Here is an 18,606-nt window from a genome sequence, read left to right as displayed (position 1 = left end):
TATTACCATGAAAATAAATTATAATCGACTTGCTGTCGCAAAGAAGCCCTTACTGCTCGTTTGCTTCTTTGCCTGTATGTTTGTTTTTGCAAGTTTTACAAAAGAAGACAGGCAAAAAGTAAGGCAATTTAAAAAAGAGTGGATGAGTAAATTGATGCATAAAAGTGTTGATTTGCCGGATAATACAGTTTCTGAGGGTGAAACGGTTGCTAAAAATGAAAAAACATCTTTACCAAAAGATAATCAGGATTCGGATACTACCTTTACAGTTCCGGAAAAGAAAAATATAATATCACTGGAACTTGGTGATAATGATAAAACCCCGGATAATAGTAATTATTACCCGTCAAAAGAAAAAGAAGGGACCATTGGTACTTTTTCAGATAAAGAACAGGACAGGATTTCGGATAACTTCTTTACGATCGACGTTCCGGTGGTTAATAAAAATACGGTAGCTTATCTGGAATATGATCTGTTCGGGCTGGCTTCTCACCAGTCAGTCTCCAGGTCCATTAACCATAATATAGCCATTGGAGGTGAAATTGTAGTTCCTAACGCTGCATGGAGCCACCAGAAAGAAGAGATCAGCACAACCCTTATAAAAAATGGGGTGAATACCATATTATTTACATCCCCGGCCGATGGGATCAGGTATAAAATAAAGAATCTGAGGCTTGTTTTTGGAAAAGAGGGGAAACAAGATAACGGTTTAATTGTAAGTTCAACACTTTCGGGAAATACCCTGTATATAAAGGGGAACAATATTCAGGCAAAAAATCTGAATATTAATAACGAAAATGTTTCTGTACAAAACGGAGAATTTGAAAAAATAATCGAGTTATCTGAAGAAGACAAATTAAAAGGACATTTTTCAGTGACTGCCAGTGGGATCAGCAATACCTATAAGATTCCGGGTGCTTCAAACTCATTTAAGGTCTCCAATAATAACTATTCAGGCTCTAAGGTGCTAGAAATATCGAACGATAAAGAGTTTGATGTAAAATACGAAGACCTGGGCATCAAAGTTGAAAAAGAAACTTCAGAATCAGCCCTTGTGGAAGTTTTGAAACTAAGAGCAAAAGATTTTCCGGTTACCTCGCAGGGAATTAAAAATGTAACGGCCAATAATGCTGCTTACAGAATTTCCTTTACTTCAGGAAAACTGAATAAAAATGTAAAACTGACAATACCTTATGACGAAAAACGTCTTGGGCTGGTTTCCCCGAAAGACATTAAGGTCTTTTTCTTTGATTATGCCAGCAGGCAATGGAAGATAGAACCGTCGGCAGTAGTTGACCAAACTTCAAAAACTGTTACTTTTGAGAATAAAGGAGATAATAATGACTACATCAATGGGATCATTTCTGTTCCTGAATCTCCGCAGACCACTGCATTTGCTCCTACCAGCATCAGTGGTCTGAAGGCAGGAGACCCCGCTGCAAAAATGCAGTTCATGAGTCCGCCGACAGCCAACCAGAGAGGAGATGCCTCCATGTCATATCCTATAGAAATACCTTCGGGAAGAAACGGAATGCAGCCTAATCTGGCCGTGTCATACAGCAGCAGCAGAGGTAACGGCCTGATGGGAGAGGGCTGGGATATAAGCGGAGTTTCTACAATCACCCTAGATACAAGATGGGGAACACCTACTTTTGATTACGGAACAGAATCTGAGATTTATTTGCTGGATGGCGAAATGCTGATGTACGAAGGAGATTATCTTCCGCACAGACATAATACCTATAACCCAAACAGTACTTTTGATACCACAAGACAGGCACGAAACACCTCAGGGAAAAAAAACTTTTATTTAAGAAAAGGAAATAACTTTTTAAAAATAGAAAGATATGGTGTTTCTCCCACAAATTACAGGTGGGTAATAACTACTACTGATGGTACCAAAAAATATTATGGAGGAAATGAGAATGCTATAAATGATAATGCGGTTGTCAAAACAAATAAAGGACAGATTGTACAATGGGGGATTATAAAAGAAGAGGATGTTTACAGTAATAATATTAAGTATTATTATGATAATATGGTATTTACTCCGGGAGTCTCTCCTGCTTTGGGAGATAATGAAAACCTGGGGGGAGGAAGAGATTTCCATATCAAGCAGATTACTTATACTGGACAATATGATTCAGACGGGCCATATATCATCAATTTTTCACGCAAAATGATCAACAGGCCGGATTATTCCATCAGTGCCAAAGAAGGAGTGAAAAGAGTTGAAGTTCATTTGCTTGACGGGATTTCTGTTCTTCATAAAGATTATCTCAACTCTACGATTAGATATTATGCGTTTGATTATACAACGGGACAATTCTATAAATCCCTTTTAAGAGGTATTGAAACAAATGGTATCAAGTATCAGCTTGAGTATTATAATGATACAGGCGGAAGTACGGTTTTCGGACCGGATAAAAATGTTAATGTACCGGGTACAGATGCCTTTTCAGGAGCTGTAAGTGCTGCAACAACGCCTTCTAAAATAAGTGCTGACAATAATTTTGAATGGGGCTGGTCATTGAGAATAGGGGCAGGGCTGGGATTATTCCGCCCTCATAAGACCGGGGATAAAAACTTTATGATCAGCGGGTTTACCGGTGAGTCATACCCTGATAATAAAAGAGCTCAGGAACTTATTGACTTTAACGGGGACGGGGTCGCAGATATCCTGTACAGAAAAAGAAATGGGGACAATGGAATTAAACTGATCCCGGGAAGTCTGGACGGTAGCGGTAACCTTATATTCGGCGGGCAGAAAGACGTACTGAACCTGAAAAGTAATTTTACACGAAGCGAAGGAAGCACCTGGACAACAGGAGCTACTGTGCTGTTCAACTGGTGGAAGATGGGCTTTGATTTCACAAAGAGCTGGTCTCAAAGTGAAAGCAAGACCCCCGTTTATCTGATAGATGCCAATTCTGACGGCCTTCCGGATGTAGTGAATAACGAGAAGGTATGGTTCAATAGGATCAACAGCAACGGGCAGCCGGAAATTGTAACCACCAGTGACCTGACTGAAAATATGGTGATCACAGGGAATAGCCCTGTTCCTTATACCGAACCTCAAGATCCTGCTGATACTGAAGAGCCTGTAAAAGCCAAGAATGATGTGGTTAAGGTCTGGATAGCCCCCAAATCAGGATATATCAGGATCAGTGATCATATTGCCATCTACGGAACACAGGATCCGGCTGCAAAAGCGGTTTACTCGATAGAAACTAAAAATCCTGATAATCTTCCGAAAAACTGCCGGTTATTCTTAACAACACTTGCAGGAGGATCACCTGATCAGGCAATAGAGATAAAACGCTATAACGATTATCCGGGGACTCCTCTGGGAATCAATAATTCTTCAGCAATATATGTCAAGTCCGGGGATAAAGTTTATTTCAGGCTTCATAAGAAGACAGGGATCAACTATATCGTTAAGACCAATCCTACGATCCAGTATCTTGATTCTCATGGGATGGAAATTCATGATACCCCTGAAGAAGAACAGAACGACTTCATGCCGAACAGTACCAATTATGAAGATAAATTCATACTGAATAACCTTTCAAAAACCCTGAAGTTTGATTATATGGGAAGCGGCCATATTGATATTCCGGGGTTCACGGTACCTAAGCTCAATGATGAAGTAACATTCTCTATTACGCTTTCAAAAGCAGATATTAACGATCCCGCAGCAGATGTTCATGTCCTGTATACGAAAACATACCCGGAATCTAACACTCAGGTGGATATAGATCCGGTTGATTTGAATTTCTTTGTTCCACCTGCAACGCCGGGAGGATGGCATTTGAAATTTACTGTAGAATCAGATTCCTATATGAGCAAAGAATTTGAATGGAGAAACATCCATGTTGCTCAGGGAGGCTTTACAAATGTTCATGATGTAGCACAATATCCCTCTTATTATGTAAAAGATTTTAAAAAGAAATTTGATCTTTCAGGCTTAGTAGGTTTACCTCAGGGATCCAATGATTATTCGATCTCTATTAATAAAAACTTCAGCTTTACTCCTAACCTTGCAGGGAACTTCCTGTATGTCATCAGGATAAAAGACAAGATACTGGCCAAAAGAAGAGTGGTTATCCAAAACGGAACCTTGTCTGAATATGATATTAACGGCTCTCTGATTAACGGAACCAGTCCTGTTCAATTTTATACGGGAGATCCGGCTCAGACGGTTCCCGTAGAGGAAAGACCAAACATCATGGTTTTCTGTAATACAGCCAATGACAGGGCAGCCTATGATGCATTTAAAACTCAGATACAGAATAATATCTTCAATATTTATTATGGCCCGAATCACCAGCTGGCAATGTCTACTGTTGAAACTTCAATGAATACAGGTGAATTCAATAGTGTAAGCGCAGTATATCATAACTGGGGACAATTTATTTATAATGAAAGTAAAGATGTTAAAAAAGGAAATAATTCTTTAGCGCCGCCTTCCGGTCCGAGAGATCTGATCATGCAGACAGGCCCTTCGGCGACAAACGGTCCGGATTATACATTAAATCCGGATACCCCTAAAGACCAATATGGAGCACTGATTAATAATGATTTCCTGGATGCTCCGTTCGGACAGTTCAATTATGATTATTCGTCATGTTCAGGAAGCTCGAATTCTGATCAGTATGGAGAATGTGTGGGTGACATTATCCAGGCCAATTTCCAGAACAGTGCCAATAATATTATGGCTGCCTTTTCTCCTATTATTCCTTTAAATACCCATTATAAAAAAGAAAGCAACGGAACATTTACGGAAAGATGGGTGAATAATGTTTTCAAAGAACAGTATTCTGCCGTATCTACATTTAGAGATGAAGAATCCATAACGCCGTTTTTCAATAATGATGATCCGGATGAGCAGGACATAGAGATACAGGGGAACATCAATACAAAGATGTATGCTATTGAGAAAAAACAGAAAAGCAAAGCAAAAACCACCAACTGGGGCCTTGGTATACCGGTAATTTCACAATCTGTTTCAGAACTAAGGGATTACGGAAATATTAATACACAGGACTTCTTCGATGTTAACGGAGACGGATATCCTGACATGTTATACAGAACACAGGCACAGCTGACCAACCCTCTTGGAGGATTGAAAGGCGGTTTGGGAAGAAACATTGAAAACAACGGGGATTCTGTGATCTCCAATAACGACAGTTTCCAGAAATCGAATACGATTGCCTTTTCCCCATCTTCTGTAAAAACAGTGGGTAGAAATACTAGCAATACCAATTCTGATGCTAAAGCAGATACTTCTGTTTCATGGTCAGGAGGGTTGAGTTATACGGATTATCCGGATTCTTATGATAAAGGATTAAAGTATTGGATAGACATCAATGGAGATGGTTTGGCAGACAGGGTAGAGATCAACGGGAATACCTATAAGTATAAACTTAACTATGGAACAGGGCTTGTTGATAATCCGTTCGAATTTTATAAAGGACTTACGACTAATGAATCCAAACCTGTCGGAGCTGCTTCTATAAGTATAGGTGGCGGTCTTTCAGGAGTTATTGATACAGCCTCTACGTTCAGTGCCGGCTGGGGAATTTCGGGAAGTGTAAGTGCTTCATCATCATCAGGAAGCTCCAGGCAGACTTTTCAGGATGTGAACGGAGATGGTTTGGTGGATATCCTTAGCATTGCGGATAACGGGGCTGTGACTGTAGCTTATAATATGGGGAACAAATTTGCTCCTCCTCAGGGATTATCCAAGCAGGGTGGAAACATAGATTTTTCCAAAGAAGTAAGAACCTACAATGGAGCTCTGTCATTAGGAGGAGGTTTCTATATTAATATTCCGCTAATTACCTTGTGGGGAATCACCATATTGTATTTCAGGGCCGGTGCGGACGTAAGTGCTAACATCGGAGTATCTGTATCTGAGATCAATAAAGGAATGAAAGACATTAATGGAGATGGCTATCCTGACCTTGTGGTAAGTACCGGTGACGGACTTAGAGTAAACTACTCAAGGATCGGCCGTACCAATAAGCTTGCAAAAGTAACTGAAAGAAATACCAATGGTACCTTTACTATAGATTACGAGTTTACCAAGCCTTCTTATAATGATCCGAATGCCAAATTGGTGATGAAAGAGGTGAAAATTTTCAATCCTGATGTAAGCTCGGGCACTTATACCCTTTCTACACCGGATAAGGATATTGTGACCCGCTTTAAGTATGAAAAATCAAGGCACGACAGAAGAGAAAGGACAAACTATGGATTTGAGAAAGTCATTACTGAAGAGATTAATGCCGGTAATGTATATAGAAGAAATATCCAGACTTTTTATAACAGTACTTACTTTAACAATGGGTTATTGCGTACAAATGAGACCTATGTTGACAGCGGATATACTTTAAGTTCCAGAAGTGAAAACACCTATAAATTCTATAAGTATGTCAATGGTAATGCACAATTAGAAGAAATACCGTTTTCCCAGTTTGAAACTTATGACACAGGCGGAACAGAAGGGAAAAGAAAAGCAACGACTTTATTGGCAGGGACGACCAATACGGCGTATGAAAATGGAGGTTCTATAACCACCCAGACTGCAATGAAATATAATAATAGGGGCCAGCTTACCAATTATAGCTATACAGGTAATATACCAACAGGAAATTATTCTTCGGAGATAGCCTATCATGATATTTCTACGCTGACAGCTAAGAATATCCTTAATGTGCCTTCGGTCATAAAAGTATATGATAATGGTCAAAATCTTATGCGTCAGAGAGAAACAGAGGTAGATCCTGGTACGGGAGATATTACTCTGGTGAAGGTTAAACTTAATGCAAGCGATATTGCGGAGACATACATCAATTATGATGGCTATGGAAATATTTATTACATTACTTATCCTCAGGGCTATTCCTTGACATATGATTATGATGCCATGGGTAAATATGTGACCAAGGTAACGGATAGTTTTGGAGCTTATTCTTCTGCGATATATGATCCGAGATGGGATGCAATCCTTGAATCTACGGATATTTCCGGAAATGTGATGAAGTATACTTATGATAGTATGGGAAGGCTTACCTCTATTCTGGCACCGAAAGAAGCGGGGGTCTTTCCTTTTACAATAAAATATACTTATTTCCTGTCTCCTATGACTGTTAATAATATTCCTTTGAATTTATTAGGGGCAACAACGGAAAATTTTGATGTGGAGCATCCGGGAAATTCGATAGAAACGATCACGCTATCAGATTTTACCGGCAGGGCGGTGCAGGTGAAAAAAGATATTGAGCTGGCAGGAGCGGAAAAAATGTCAGTTTCAGGAATGACTATGTATGATGCACTGGGCAGAGCAATAAAACAGTACCATCCTACCTATGAAAACAAAGATGCTGTATTGAATAAAAAGTTGAAGCTTACACTGGCCCAATATTTTACTCAAAGCTCTTATGATGCCTTGAACAGGGCTACAGCAACTACGGATGAAGACGGTAATATTACAGATATCGAGTATGGCATTGAAGGCTATTATATGAAGAAAACGATTTCTCAGATGCAGAATATTTCTACACAGATGAAATCAGAAATTCTTACCAATGCTCAGGGCAAAATTGTATCTACAAGAAGCTATATTGGTGGCCAGCCGCTCCAGACTCACTATGACTATAATAACGTGGGAGAGCTTATAAGGGTAGAAGATCCGGAAGGGATAGTGATTACGTATGAGCATGATCTGGGAGGCAGGAGAATCTATGAAAACCACTCTGACCATGGAGCTACAAGATACGCCTATGATCTGGAAGGTCGATTGGTAGAAAGAGTTACTGCTAATCTGGAAAATTCCGGGCTTCCTGATAATTCTATTCGCTATAAGTATAGTGGTAACAGATTAGTAAATATAGGCTATCCAACGCTTCCTAATGGAACACCCAATCCTAATAACGTACAGTATGAATATGGAAGCTCAGGAAATGATACGGGAAAAGTGATAAGGAAAATCGATGGTACTGGAATTACATACTATACGTATGGTAACATGGGAGAAGTAATTTCGGAGGAAAGAAAAGTGATGGGGTATAATATTCCTAACATGACCTTTTTAACTACCTATGAGTATGACAGCTGGAATCGCTTAAGAGACTTAAGATACCCAGACGATGAACGTGTACATTATCGTTATGATCTTGGAGGAAATCTGAAAATGATAGACAGTGATCAGTATGGTGAATATGTAAAAGAGATAAAATACGATGAGTATGAACAAAGAATAAAAATACTGTACGGAAATGAAACATATTCTACCTATACGTATTCACCATCTAATAGAATGCTTGCCACTCATAATCTCGTAAAGGATAATTATGCCACATTCCTTAGTAATAACTATAAGTATGATTTTATAGGTAATATTCTGAGCATCGAGAATACGGCTATTGTTACCCCTACTTCTATTGGAGGAACTTATAAGTTCAATTATGGCTATGATGAGCTTAACCGCCTTACTCATTCTCATGGAAACATGACAACTGAGATAAAAGGAGATCCGGTTCCTGTAAACAATACAGGAAATATGTCCGGAAATTATGAAACCAGTATTTCATACCGTCCGGGAAGCGGTATAGATGTAAAAAGACAACATCATCAGGTAGACGGAAATACCAATCCTGTCAATAGCTATGAAAATCATTATGAATATTTTGATAAAACACATAAGGTAAAAAGGGTGACGGACGCAGCAGGTCCTATTGATGAATTTGAATATGATGATAATGGTAATCTGGTGCATCATATTGCCGCCCTGGATGGAGAAAAATTCTTATTCTGGGACGAAGAGGACAATCTGAAAGCTTATTACCATCCGGAACCTGGTCTCTTCCAGTATTATGCCTATGATGATAAGGGAGAAAGAACTATAAAATATAGCCTGAATGAAGGAGCCGAACTGTACCAGAACGGATCATTGATCAATGGCAATATGGTCATTGGTTCTTATAAAGTATATCCTAATTCTTATGTAGTGGCGGGCTCCGATCATACCTATACCAAACATTATTATGCAGGAACCCAGAGAATAGCCAGCCGTCTGGGGGATGATCCGGGACTCTTTACCAGAATGGCTTTATCCCCAAGGCCGAAAGAAAAAAGCGAAGAAAAACCTGCCGATCCTTCGGTAGATATCAAAACCTATATGGAAAAGGCAGGGATCGATGTTTCTAAAGTGGAAGCGGAATTTGCCAAGGCACCATCTGTACTGCATGGCTTGTATTATCTGCACGGAGATCATCTGGGTACGGCAAGCATGGTAACCGATGAGAATGGTGAGGCTTCCCAGTTTTTCTTAAATTTACCGTTTGGGGAAACATTTACAGAGCAACAGCTTATTGGCAAATATTATAATCCATATAAGTTCAATGCTAAAGAGCTTGATGGTGAAACAGGTTTCTATTACTATGGAGCCAGATATTATAATCCTAGATTAAGTATATGGTATGGAGTAGATCCGATAGCCATTTATAACCCGGTAATGGAGACAGAATTTTATGGGGACGGCCAGCATAATGAAGGAGTATATAATCTTAGAAATCTTAATCCTTACATATATTGTTATCAAAATCCAATTGTTTTGGCTGATCCTAACGGGAAGCAGACGTTGCCAAGTTTACTTGAAGATGGATTAAATTGGCTTCACGATACTAAAATCGGGAGAAAGATTTATCGATGGGGAAATAGTATGGACGAAGAAACGCAAAAAGAAATATTAAAGAAAACCCCTTTAAGAGGATTTGTAACAGTTGGTGAGTTTGTGACTAATTTGCAAAGACCTTATGTTATGCCCGTTCCGGGAATTAACAAGCCTTGTGGTTGTTTCACTTCAGGAACTCAGGTTTTGACTGAAGAAGGATATAAAAATATTGAAGATGTAAAAGAAGGAGATTTTGTCTGGGCTTATGATGATAAAACAGGTGATTTAAAGCTGAAAAAAGTAATCAGTACAACAGTTTTGGAGTTTTCACAGATTTATAAGCTTCATATTGACCATGAGATTATTGAGGCGACACATGAGCATCCGTTCTTTGTAGGTGGAAAATGGCTGAAAGTAGATGAATTAAAAGTAGGGGACTATGTAACATTGTATGATGGATCTACAAAAAGAATAGATAAAATAGAATTTATAAGCGAAGGAAACTTTAAAGTACATAATTTTGAAGTTGAAGATTATCATTCTTATTTTGTAGGGGAAAATAAGATATTAGTTCATAATGGTACACCATGTGATTATTTACCAGTACAATTACCTAAAGATCTGAAAGGAGCTACTCAGCTTAATAAAGCAGTTAAAGACCTGGCTGCAGGAAATTATGTTGAACCAAGGATGGATCCTAGAACAGGGGGGATGACGCAAACCCGGTATGATTACTCACGTGATAGGTCCCCTGATAAAACTAAAAAGACTAAGCTGTTGTTTGATGGTGCTTTAGAATATAAAGTTGATGTACCGGGGGCTGAGGATAATTATAGAATTTTATATAAAGCAGAACTTAATGTAACAACGGGGAAATGGGAAGAACATGTAGGGTATACCTTTGATCACTATGAAACTATTCATGAATTTAAAAAGAAAAAATAGAAGTACGTATATATGAAAAATTTGTTGAAAGTATCCTTAATGATAGATGATAATGAATTTATTAGAAGTAATTATATAGAGCTAATACCTTTCTCTAAAACCTCTATGAGGACAGTTGTTTTCAAAAATGTTAAAGTAATAAATAAACATATTGATTTATTAAGTGGGGAATATGAGTTTAGTATAGCCTTCAGAAATAAAAATTTGGATTGGGGAGCAATACACTGGTATAGCCTTTATATGATTACTTCTGATATTTTTGATAAAGATATTAAAGAAGGAGATGATATCTGTATTGAATCGATATTGACACATAATAAGCATATTTATTATGACCAGGATGTTATAGATGTTTACAATTTATGGCAGAATGAGAAGGTATATGACTGGAATAGTTTTGATATAAATTTTAAACTTTCATATATTTCCGCCTGTTATATATGGTGTGGCTTACCAAAGAGTTTTATCAGAAATCATATTATCTTAGACTGTTTGCTTATTAAGGAACAAATAGATTTGTTTTATTATTTAGGAATAGAAATGTTTGGAGAAAGAGCCTATTGTGGTTCGGGATTTTACCAATTCGAAGACTGTATCTTAGGTATATACGCTAAAAATAAGGAAGGCCTACCATCAATAACTTTTAAAAATTTTAATAGTATAGAACTTAGTAATATAAAAGAGGATATAATGCATTTAGTAGGCTTTTTTAAATCTTTGAAACTTACTTTAATCTTTGAAAATTGATAAAAACAAACCTCAAAAACTCACAAGAAATTGTGAGTTTTTTTGGTCTATAACATAAAAGAATTCAAACCTTTGACCGTCTGCTTAGAAGGCATAATAAAACTAATTTATAATGGTTTGTAATGTTTTTATTTAGCTGATTTTCAAAAAAATGAAGATTTATGATAGATCATTAGAAACCAGCTTAAACCAAAATGTACTTGCAAATTATGTAATTTTTTTTGGTAAGCCCCTGAAATGCCATTGCTTCTCCCCTAAAATAACACTCTTTTTCATTTTTTGTACGGGCTTTATATTCTAATTTAGACTTGATGATTTGAATTGCTATTCCTGAAAAAGATTGGGATTTCAATAAGAAAATAGTTAGTAAACTTATACCGGAACATCATCTGCTACTCATTTAAGTAACTTTCTGAACAAATAAAATATTATTGATCGAATGAAAGAAGAAGATAAACTTTGACTGATGGGCATTACAGCTCCAAATACATTACATAGCCAGATAAAGTCCAATCCAGAAAAACTGATTGAAATGAAAAAGCAGGAAAGATTTGGGAATACTACTGCTTACCGAACCACTATTAACCCTATTGAAGACTTTACAGGAAATGAAGTCCTGTATTTTGAAGAGCTCAATTACAATTTTTCTGATAAAATGCCAAACAGACTTTCTTAATAATAAAAAATAAGAAAACTGATAATAAAATGTACTTAGGTTAGATGTCAATTATAAAACAAAAGGATAACAAAGGATTCCCTAAAGGCTGACGTATACCATCTATTTAAATGAATAAGGGTCCATAATGATTATGTAGGCTCCGGTATTTTCTGTTTAGATTTATAAATTTGTATGCCATATTTTCACCTGTTAATGGGTGATCGCGGCTTTTTTATGGTTGCTTTTTTTTGACTTGTTTTTTTGAATATTTTTTTGAATAAGTTTACAAACAAATCACAAATGCTAGAAATAATAAGAATTTATGGGGTTTTGAAGAATGATTGTATGAGTACCTATTTTGTATAGGTTTATTGGATGAATAAAGATTAAATAGAAATAATTTTCCATTATTAATAAAACCCCAATTACAACCAGTCTATTAAGCCACATGAATCCTGACAATAAGTGAATTAATGATCTTCATCAATTGCTCTCTTTGAGTAGGGTTTAATCTGGAGAATAGTATGTAGAGATAAATGGGATAAGTCTGCATATTCATTTTTCAATGTTATAGTTTCAGCTTTTAAAACAACGGAAAAAAGCCCGGAACGAAATGAATTAGCAATAAGAGCTATATTGATTTTCCCTACTTGCAGGGCTATCATTATTTTCTGTCTGATATAAATGTATATAATAATACCCACTTTAGAGAAAAAATAGATGAAAAGATAATTTTAAAGAAAAGATATTTTCCACTATATCAATGAAATGGGAAAAATAATAGATTAAAATTTTGTTAAAACAGAGTAAAGAGCTTTTTACTTTTGTTAAAATTATTATTTTAGCAAAAAAACACGAGTATCAAGAAAACACCAAAAACACCAAGAAAAACACAAAATACAAATCACAATATTAATTCTATTTTTTAAAATTTCTTAGGAGTACATATCCCGTTTTTTTGAGATTCTTTTACCCCTTTTGTACACTAAAGTGTGACTTAAGAGGCGAAGCTGTAAATTAACCATGACTTTTCGAATATATTATGAATTTCATCCAAGGGTGGTATGTTGTTTATACCAAATCCCGCTATGAAAAAAAAATAGCTCAAAATCTCACTGAGCAAAACTTCAAAGTATATCTGCCACTCAGGACCACAATGTCCCAGTGGAGTGACCGCAAAAAGAAAGTGGAAAAGCCACTTTTCAGTTCTTACGTTTTTGTTTACTTGGAAACACCAAAAGACTATCTGAAAGCCCTTACTATAGAGGGAGTAGTTTTATTTATAAAGTTTGGGGGGAGATTAGTCCGTGTTCTTGATGAAGAAATTAACAGAATAAAGATATTCCTCAATCAATTCTCAGAGGTTGAACTTAAGAATTCCTTAGACTTACAGGTGGGAGAAAAAAAGAAAATTAGCTCCGGGCCTTTTGAAAATTACGAATGCGAAATCGTAAAAATAGATAATAAGCGGAAGATTTGCGTGAGAATAGATTCCTTACAGCAAAGTCTTTTGGCTGAAATACATTCTTATCATTTAATTTAATGTACGATACCCAGATTTTATCCAATATTTTTTGGCAGAATAAGATTAAGCACATAGAAAAAGCTATTTTTTCAAAGAGAAATACTAAAAGTCTCAAAAAAGAAATTTCAGAAAAAGAGCTGGAAAGCTTTATAAAAATTTCAAGAAACAATTCTCTTTCAAAATTTTCAATAGTCTCTTCTGTTTTTTCTTTCTTAGTAAATAAGTATTTTGACAATTATCAGAATATAATTAAAGTATATCCATCTCAAGGGCTTGATTTGGATATATGTTTGTTGTTGGAGATTAAAGATAATACAACAACGTTTAAAGAATTATTACAGGTTACGGCTATTGAAGTTAGAGACGTTTTTTCTCATAAAGATTATAATCGGTCTGAATTAAATTTAGAATCATTTTCTACATTTTCAATTCAGTTCGGTCAAAAGGCAGAAAACTTAAAAGATGATATATCTTTATTATACGAGGAAAGAGAAGGGAAGGCAGTTCTCACTATTTTTCATAAAGAAAATTATCCTGACCATGTGGTTGAGAATTTACTGAATAAGCTTACAGAGATACTTTCTGATTATGAATCTCTTCTAAATAGAAATAAAAAAGAATATTCATTTGTTGATGATAAAGAGCGTCATCAGTTATTGGAAGAGTTTAATGACACAAAGGCAAATTACCCGGTAGACAAAACTATAGTTCAGTTATTTGAAGAGCAGGTAGAAAAAACGCCTGATAATATAGCCGTTATTTTCGAAGAGACCGTGCTTACTTACAGGGAACTCAATGAAAAAGCAAATCAATTAGCCCATTATATAAAGGACAATCATGCTGTTGCTGGTGGCCAAGTTATAGCAACTCTATTGCCTAAATCAATAGACTTGTTGATTTCATTGCTGGCAGTTGAAAAAATAGGGTGTATTTACTTACCCATTGATATTAATTATCCTAAAGACAGAATTGATTACATTTTAGAAGACAGTGATGCGAAGATATTGTTAAGTGAAAACAACAATATTCAAACGTTAAGTATTTATCAATCATACATTTCTTTAAAATCTGATGAAATTCGGTTAGCATCAGGAAATAATCTCAATATCTCAATAAAACCCAGTGATATTGCTTATTTAATTTATACTTCAGGTTCAACAGGAAGGCCTAAGGGAGTTTTGGTTGAGCATCACAGTAATATCAATATGTCTTTAGATCAGATAAAGACTTTTCAAGTAACGTCAGAAGATAAGATTGTATGGTTTGCTTCTGTTGCTTTTGATGCTTCTATTTCGGAAGTTATGATGAGCCTGTATTCCGGTGCGGCATTATGTATTCCGGCTGAAGAAGAGCAAAAAGATATAAGCAGGTTTATTTCATTTTTAGAAAGAACAGAGCCTACGGTTGTTACTTTTCCGCCGAGTTATTTGGATCTTTTGTCCAATGAAGATTTAAAAACCTTAAAAACAATAATTACAGCAGGAGAATCTGCAAACCCGGTAAAAGCAAAAGAAATAGTCGAAAATGGAGTAAACTATTACAATGCTTACGGGCCAACAGAATATTCGGTATGTACAAGTATTTTCAAACTGGAGAGCCATCAGAATTATACTGCTGTTCCAATAGGAAAGCCCATCTCCAACACAAGAGTATATATTTTAGACGAAGACCTGAATTTAGTACCAGTAGGAGTAAGCGGGAAATTGTATGTATCCGGCGCTGGCTTATCGCGCGGTTATCTGAACAAGGTAGAATTAACGGCAGAGAAGTTTGTAGACAACCCATTTGAAGCAGGGAGTAAGATGTATGACACGGGCGATTTAGCCCGATGGCTACCCGATGGAAACCTTGAGTTTTTAGGGAGGAAAGACTTCCAGGTCAAGATAAGAGGATATAGGATAGAATTAGGCGAGATCGAGAGCTGTATAACCCAGTTTAGTTCATCTATCCGTCAGGTAGTTGCCGAATCTAAGGAAGTCAATGGCGAGAAAGTACTGGTCGCTTATTATACGAGCTCTCTAGAAGCAACAGAAGCAACAGAGACGGTAGGAAGTAATGCATCTCAAAGAATAGTCATAGACAAAACGGTATTACGGGAGTATTTGCAGAGTAAGCTGCCGGATTATATGGTTCCGGGTTACTTTGTAGAGCTGGAAGCCATTCCCTTAACCCCTAACGGAAAGATCGACAGGAAGTCATTACCGGGAGTTAGCGGTGAAGATCTGATCAGAAGAGAATATGTAGCGCCTCGTAATGCAACCGAAGAGAAACTTTCAGGGATCTGGTCAGAAGTATTAGGCTTAGAAAAAGTAGGAGTTACCGATAACTTCTTTGAATTGGGAGGCCATAGTTTGATGGTCGCTCAGGTGTTGAACCGTATCCACCGGGATCTCTCAAAGCAGATAAGCTTTCAGGACTTCTTTACCTCCCCTACGATAGAAGGAATTACCAAAAACCTTACAGGTAAAGATTACACCCCTATCCCTCAGGCCCCTGAAGAAGATAGCTACCCTTTGACCCCTTCCCAGCATCGTTTATGGGTATTGAGCCAGTTGGAAGGCGGTTCCCAGGCATATAACATGCCAGCCGTGGTTATCTTACGAGGAGAACTTCATGAAGAATACTTTGAGAAATCCTTCCGGACCCTTATAGAGAGGCATGAGATCTTACGCACCACATTTAGGTCAGATAAAGACAGTGGATCTATCCGTCAGTATATCACCCCTAAAGAAGAACTTCATTTTACCATAGAAGTATTGGACTTTACAGGGAAAAATGAATCGGAAGTAGAAGACTATTTACAGTCAGCCAATAAGGAGGCCTTTAATTTAGAAAAAAGCCCACTCATAAGAGCTTCTTTACTCAGGAGAGAAAATGAAGAACACCTGTTCTTTTTATCCATGCACCACATTATTGGAGACGGCTGGTCCACAGAGGTTTTAGTATCCGAAGTAGTAGAGACGTACAACAGGCTTCTTAAGGGAGGCTATAAAGAGAATGAAAAAGCATCAGAACTAACCATTCAGTATAAAGACTATGCCGTATGGTTAGAGCAAGAAATAAGAGGCGATAAGTACCAGAAAGCCGAGTCATACTGGCTGGAACAATTTGAGGGCGAACTTCCCGTGTTGGAATTACCTAGCTATAAGTCCCGCCCTTTGATCCAGACCTACAATGGCGATAACATCAGCCATCAGTTCTCAAGACCCTTTACAGATAAGCTTAAGAAGTACTCCGGGCAGCATGGCGTGACCCTGTTCATGACCCTGATGGCAGGAGTCAAGGCATTGTTATACCGTTACACCGGACAACATGATATCATAGTAGGTACCCCGATAGCCGGGAGAGATCATCCCGACTTAGAGCAGCAGATAGGACTTTACCTGAATACCTTGGCTATCAGGACCATATTGGAAGAAGAAAGTAATACCTTTACCTCCATACTGGCTAAAGAGAAAGAAACCTTACTTTCGGCATATGAGCATCAGCTTTACCCGTTTGATGAGTTGGTTGGTAAGCTGAACATAAGGCGTGATATGAGCCGATCGGCGTTATTTGATGTTATGGTAGTGTATCAGAGTCAGGGCCGGTTGAGACTGGGCAGCAGGGAAAGTGATGCAGAAGGCTTAGAAGTAGAAGAATACGAATACCGCAGTAAGACCTCCCAGTTTGATGTGAGTTACACCTTTTCAGAAGACGGAGATCAGTTGGGGCTTACCATAGAATACAACACCGATATCTATGATGAGTTTCTGATCGAGAGGATGTTCAGACACTTTGAGAATTTGTTGAGCGGAGTAATGGAAGATGGGTCAGGAGTATTAACCCTTGAAGAGATCGATATTCTTACAGATGCAGAACGCGACCAGTTATTAATAGCGTTCAACGACACGATTGTTGATTACCCTAGGGATAAGACAATGATCGAGCTGTTTGAAGCACAGGCAGAGAAGACTCCTGAAAATATAGCCGTTGTTTTTGAAGACACAGAGCTTACCTACCGGGAACTCAATGAACAGGCCAATCAGTTAGGAGATTATTTGAGAAAGAATTATGACACTCAGGCCGATGATCTGATAGCGATCAAGCTTGATAGAAGTGAGCAGATGATCGTGTCTATTCTGGGAGTTTTGAAGTCAGGTGCAGCCTATGTACCGATAGACCCTGAATATCCTGAGGATAGAATAGCTTACATTGAAGAAGACACAAGAGCAAAAATTACCATTGATGAATCCTTTTTAAAAGCCTTTCAAGCAGAATTACAAAACACACAACATCAATATACGAAAGATAATCTTCCTGTGATCAGCAGGCCGGATAGTTTAGCGTATATTATTTACACCTCAGGAACGACAGGTCAGCCCAAAGGTGTCATGATAGAAAATAAAAGTGTGGTGAGTATCTATGAATGCTGGAAAAAAGAATACGAGCTTGAAAAAATAGATATCAACCTGCTTCAATTGGCAAGCATATCCTTCGATGTTTTTGTAGGAGATATATGCCGGTCCCTGTTGAACGGCGGAAAGATGGTCATCTGTCCCAACAATATCAAATTAGATGTTCAGTCATTATATGAACTTTTGAAAAAGCATCAAATTTCAATTTTAGAAGGAACCCCGGCATTACTCTTAAGCCTATGCCATGAGATCATAGCCAGGAAGCTGGATTTTTCCTTTTTAAAGATCTTTATATTTGGATCAGACAGCTTTAACAATCAGGATTTTTTATTCATAAGAAATAACTTTGGAAAATCCATAAAAGTTATCAACAGCTACGGAGTAACAGAAGCCACAATAGACTCTACCTATTTCGATCAAGACCTGTCCGACTTTCATGGGACAACCCCAATAGGAAAGCCGTTCTCAAATTCTAAAATTTATATCGGAAACAAAAACAGACTCTCACCAGTAGGCGTTTATGATAAACTCTACATATCCGGCGCTGGTTTATCTCGTGGTTATCTGAACAAGGTAGAATTAACGGCAGAGAAGTTTGTAGACAACCCATTTGAAGCAGGGAGTAAGATGTATGACACGGGCGATTTAGCCCGAT

General features: G+C 37.4%; 5 protein-coding genes. All 5 read left to right on the top strand.

All coding sequences use genetic code 11. The features are described 5' to 3' along the window. Nucleotides 1–7 precede the first annotated feature (7 nt). A complete protein-coding gene (locus tag HNP38_RS14675; protein WP_184190849.1) occupies nt 8–10,624 on the top strand; it encodes a polymorphic toxin-type HINT domain-containing protein in 10,617 nt (3,538 codons plus the stop codon). A 12-nt stretch (nt 10,625–10,636) separates the two neighbouring features. Further along, nucleotides 10,637–11,371: a hypothetical protein gene (locus tag HNP38_RS14670; protein ID WP_184190847.1), complete on the top strand. Its 735-nt coding sequence runs from the start codon at nt 10,637–10,639 to the stop codon at nt 11,369–11,371. Nucleotides 11,372–11,903: 532 nt separating this feature from the next. Next, a complete protein-coding gene (locus tag HNP38_RS14665) occupies nt 11,904–12,047 on the top strand; it encodes a hypothetical protein (RefSeq protein WP_228461075.1) in 144 nt (47 codons plus the stop codon). Between the two features lie 1,024 nt (nt 12,048–13,071). Next, nucleotides 13,072–13,572, top strand: a complete 501-nt coding sequence (locus HNP38_RS14660; RefSeq protein WP_184190842.1) for a UpxY family transcription antiterminator — start codon at nt 13,072–13,074, stop codon at nt 13,570–13,572. 278 nt (nt 13,573–13,850) lie between these two features. Next, the coding region (locus HNP38_RS14655) for a non-ribosomal peptide synthetase (protein ID WP_184190840.1) at nt 13,851–18,606 on the top strand (4,756 nt) is incomplete at its 3' end.

This window comes from Chryseobacterium defluvii (assembly GCF_014204415.1).
Classification (GTDB): Bacteria; Bacteroidota; Bacteroidia; order Flavobacteriales; family Weeksellaceae; genus Chryseobacterium; species Chryseobacterium defluvii_A.
The sequence above is the reverse complement of the archived record's forward strand: the minus strand, read 5'-3'. Positions and strand labels throughout refer to the sequence as shown.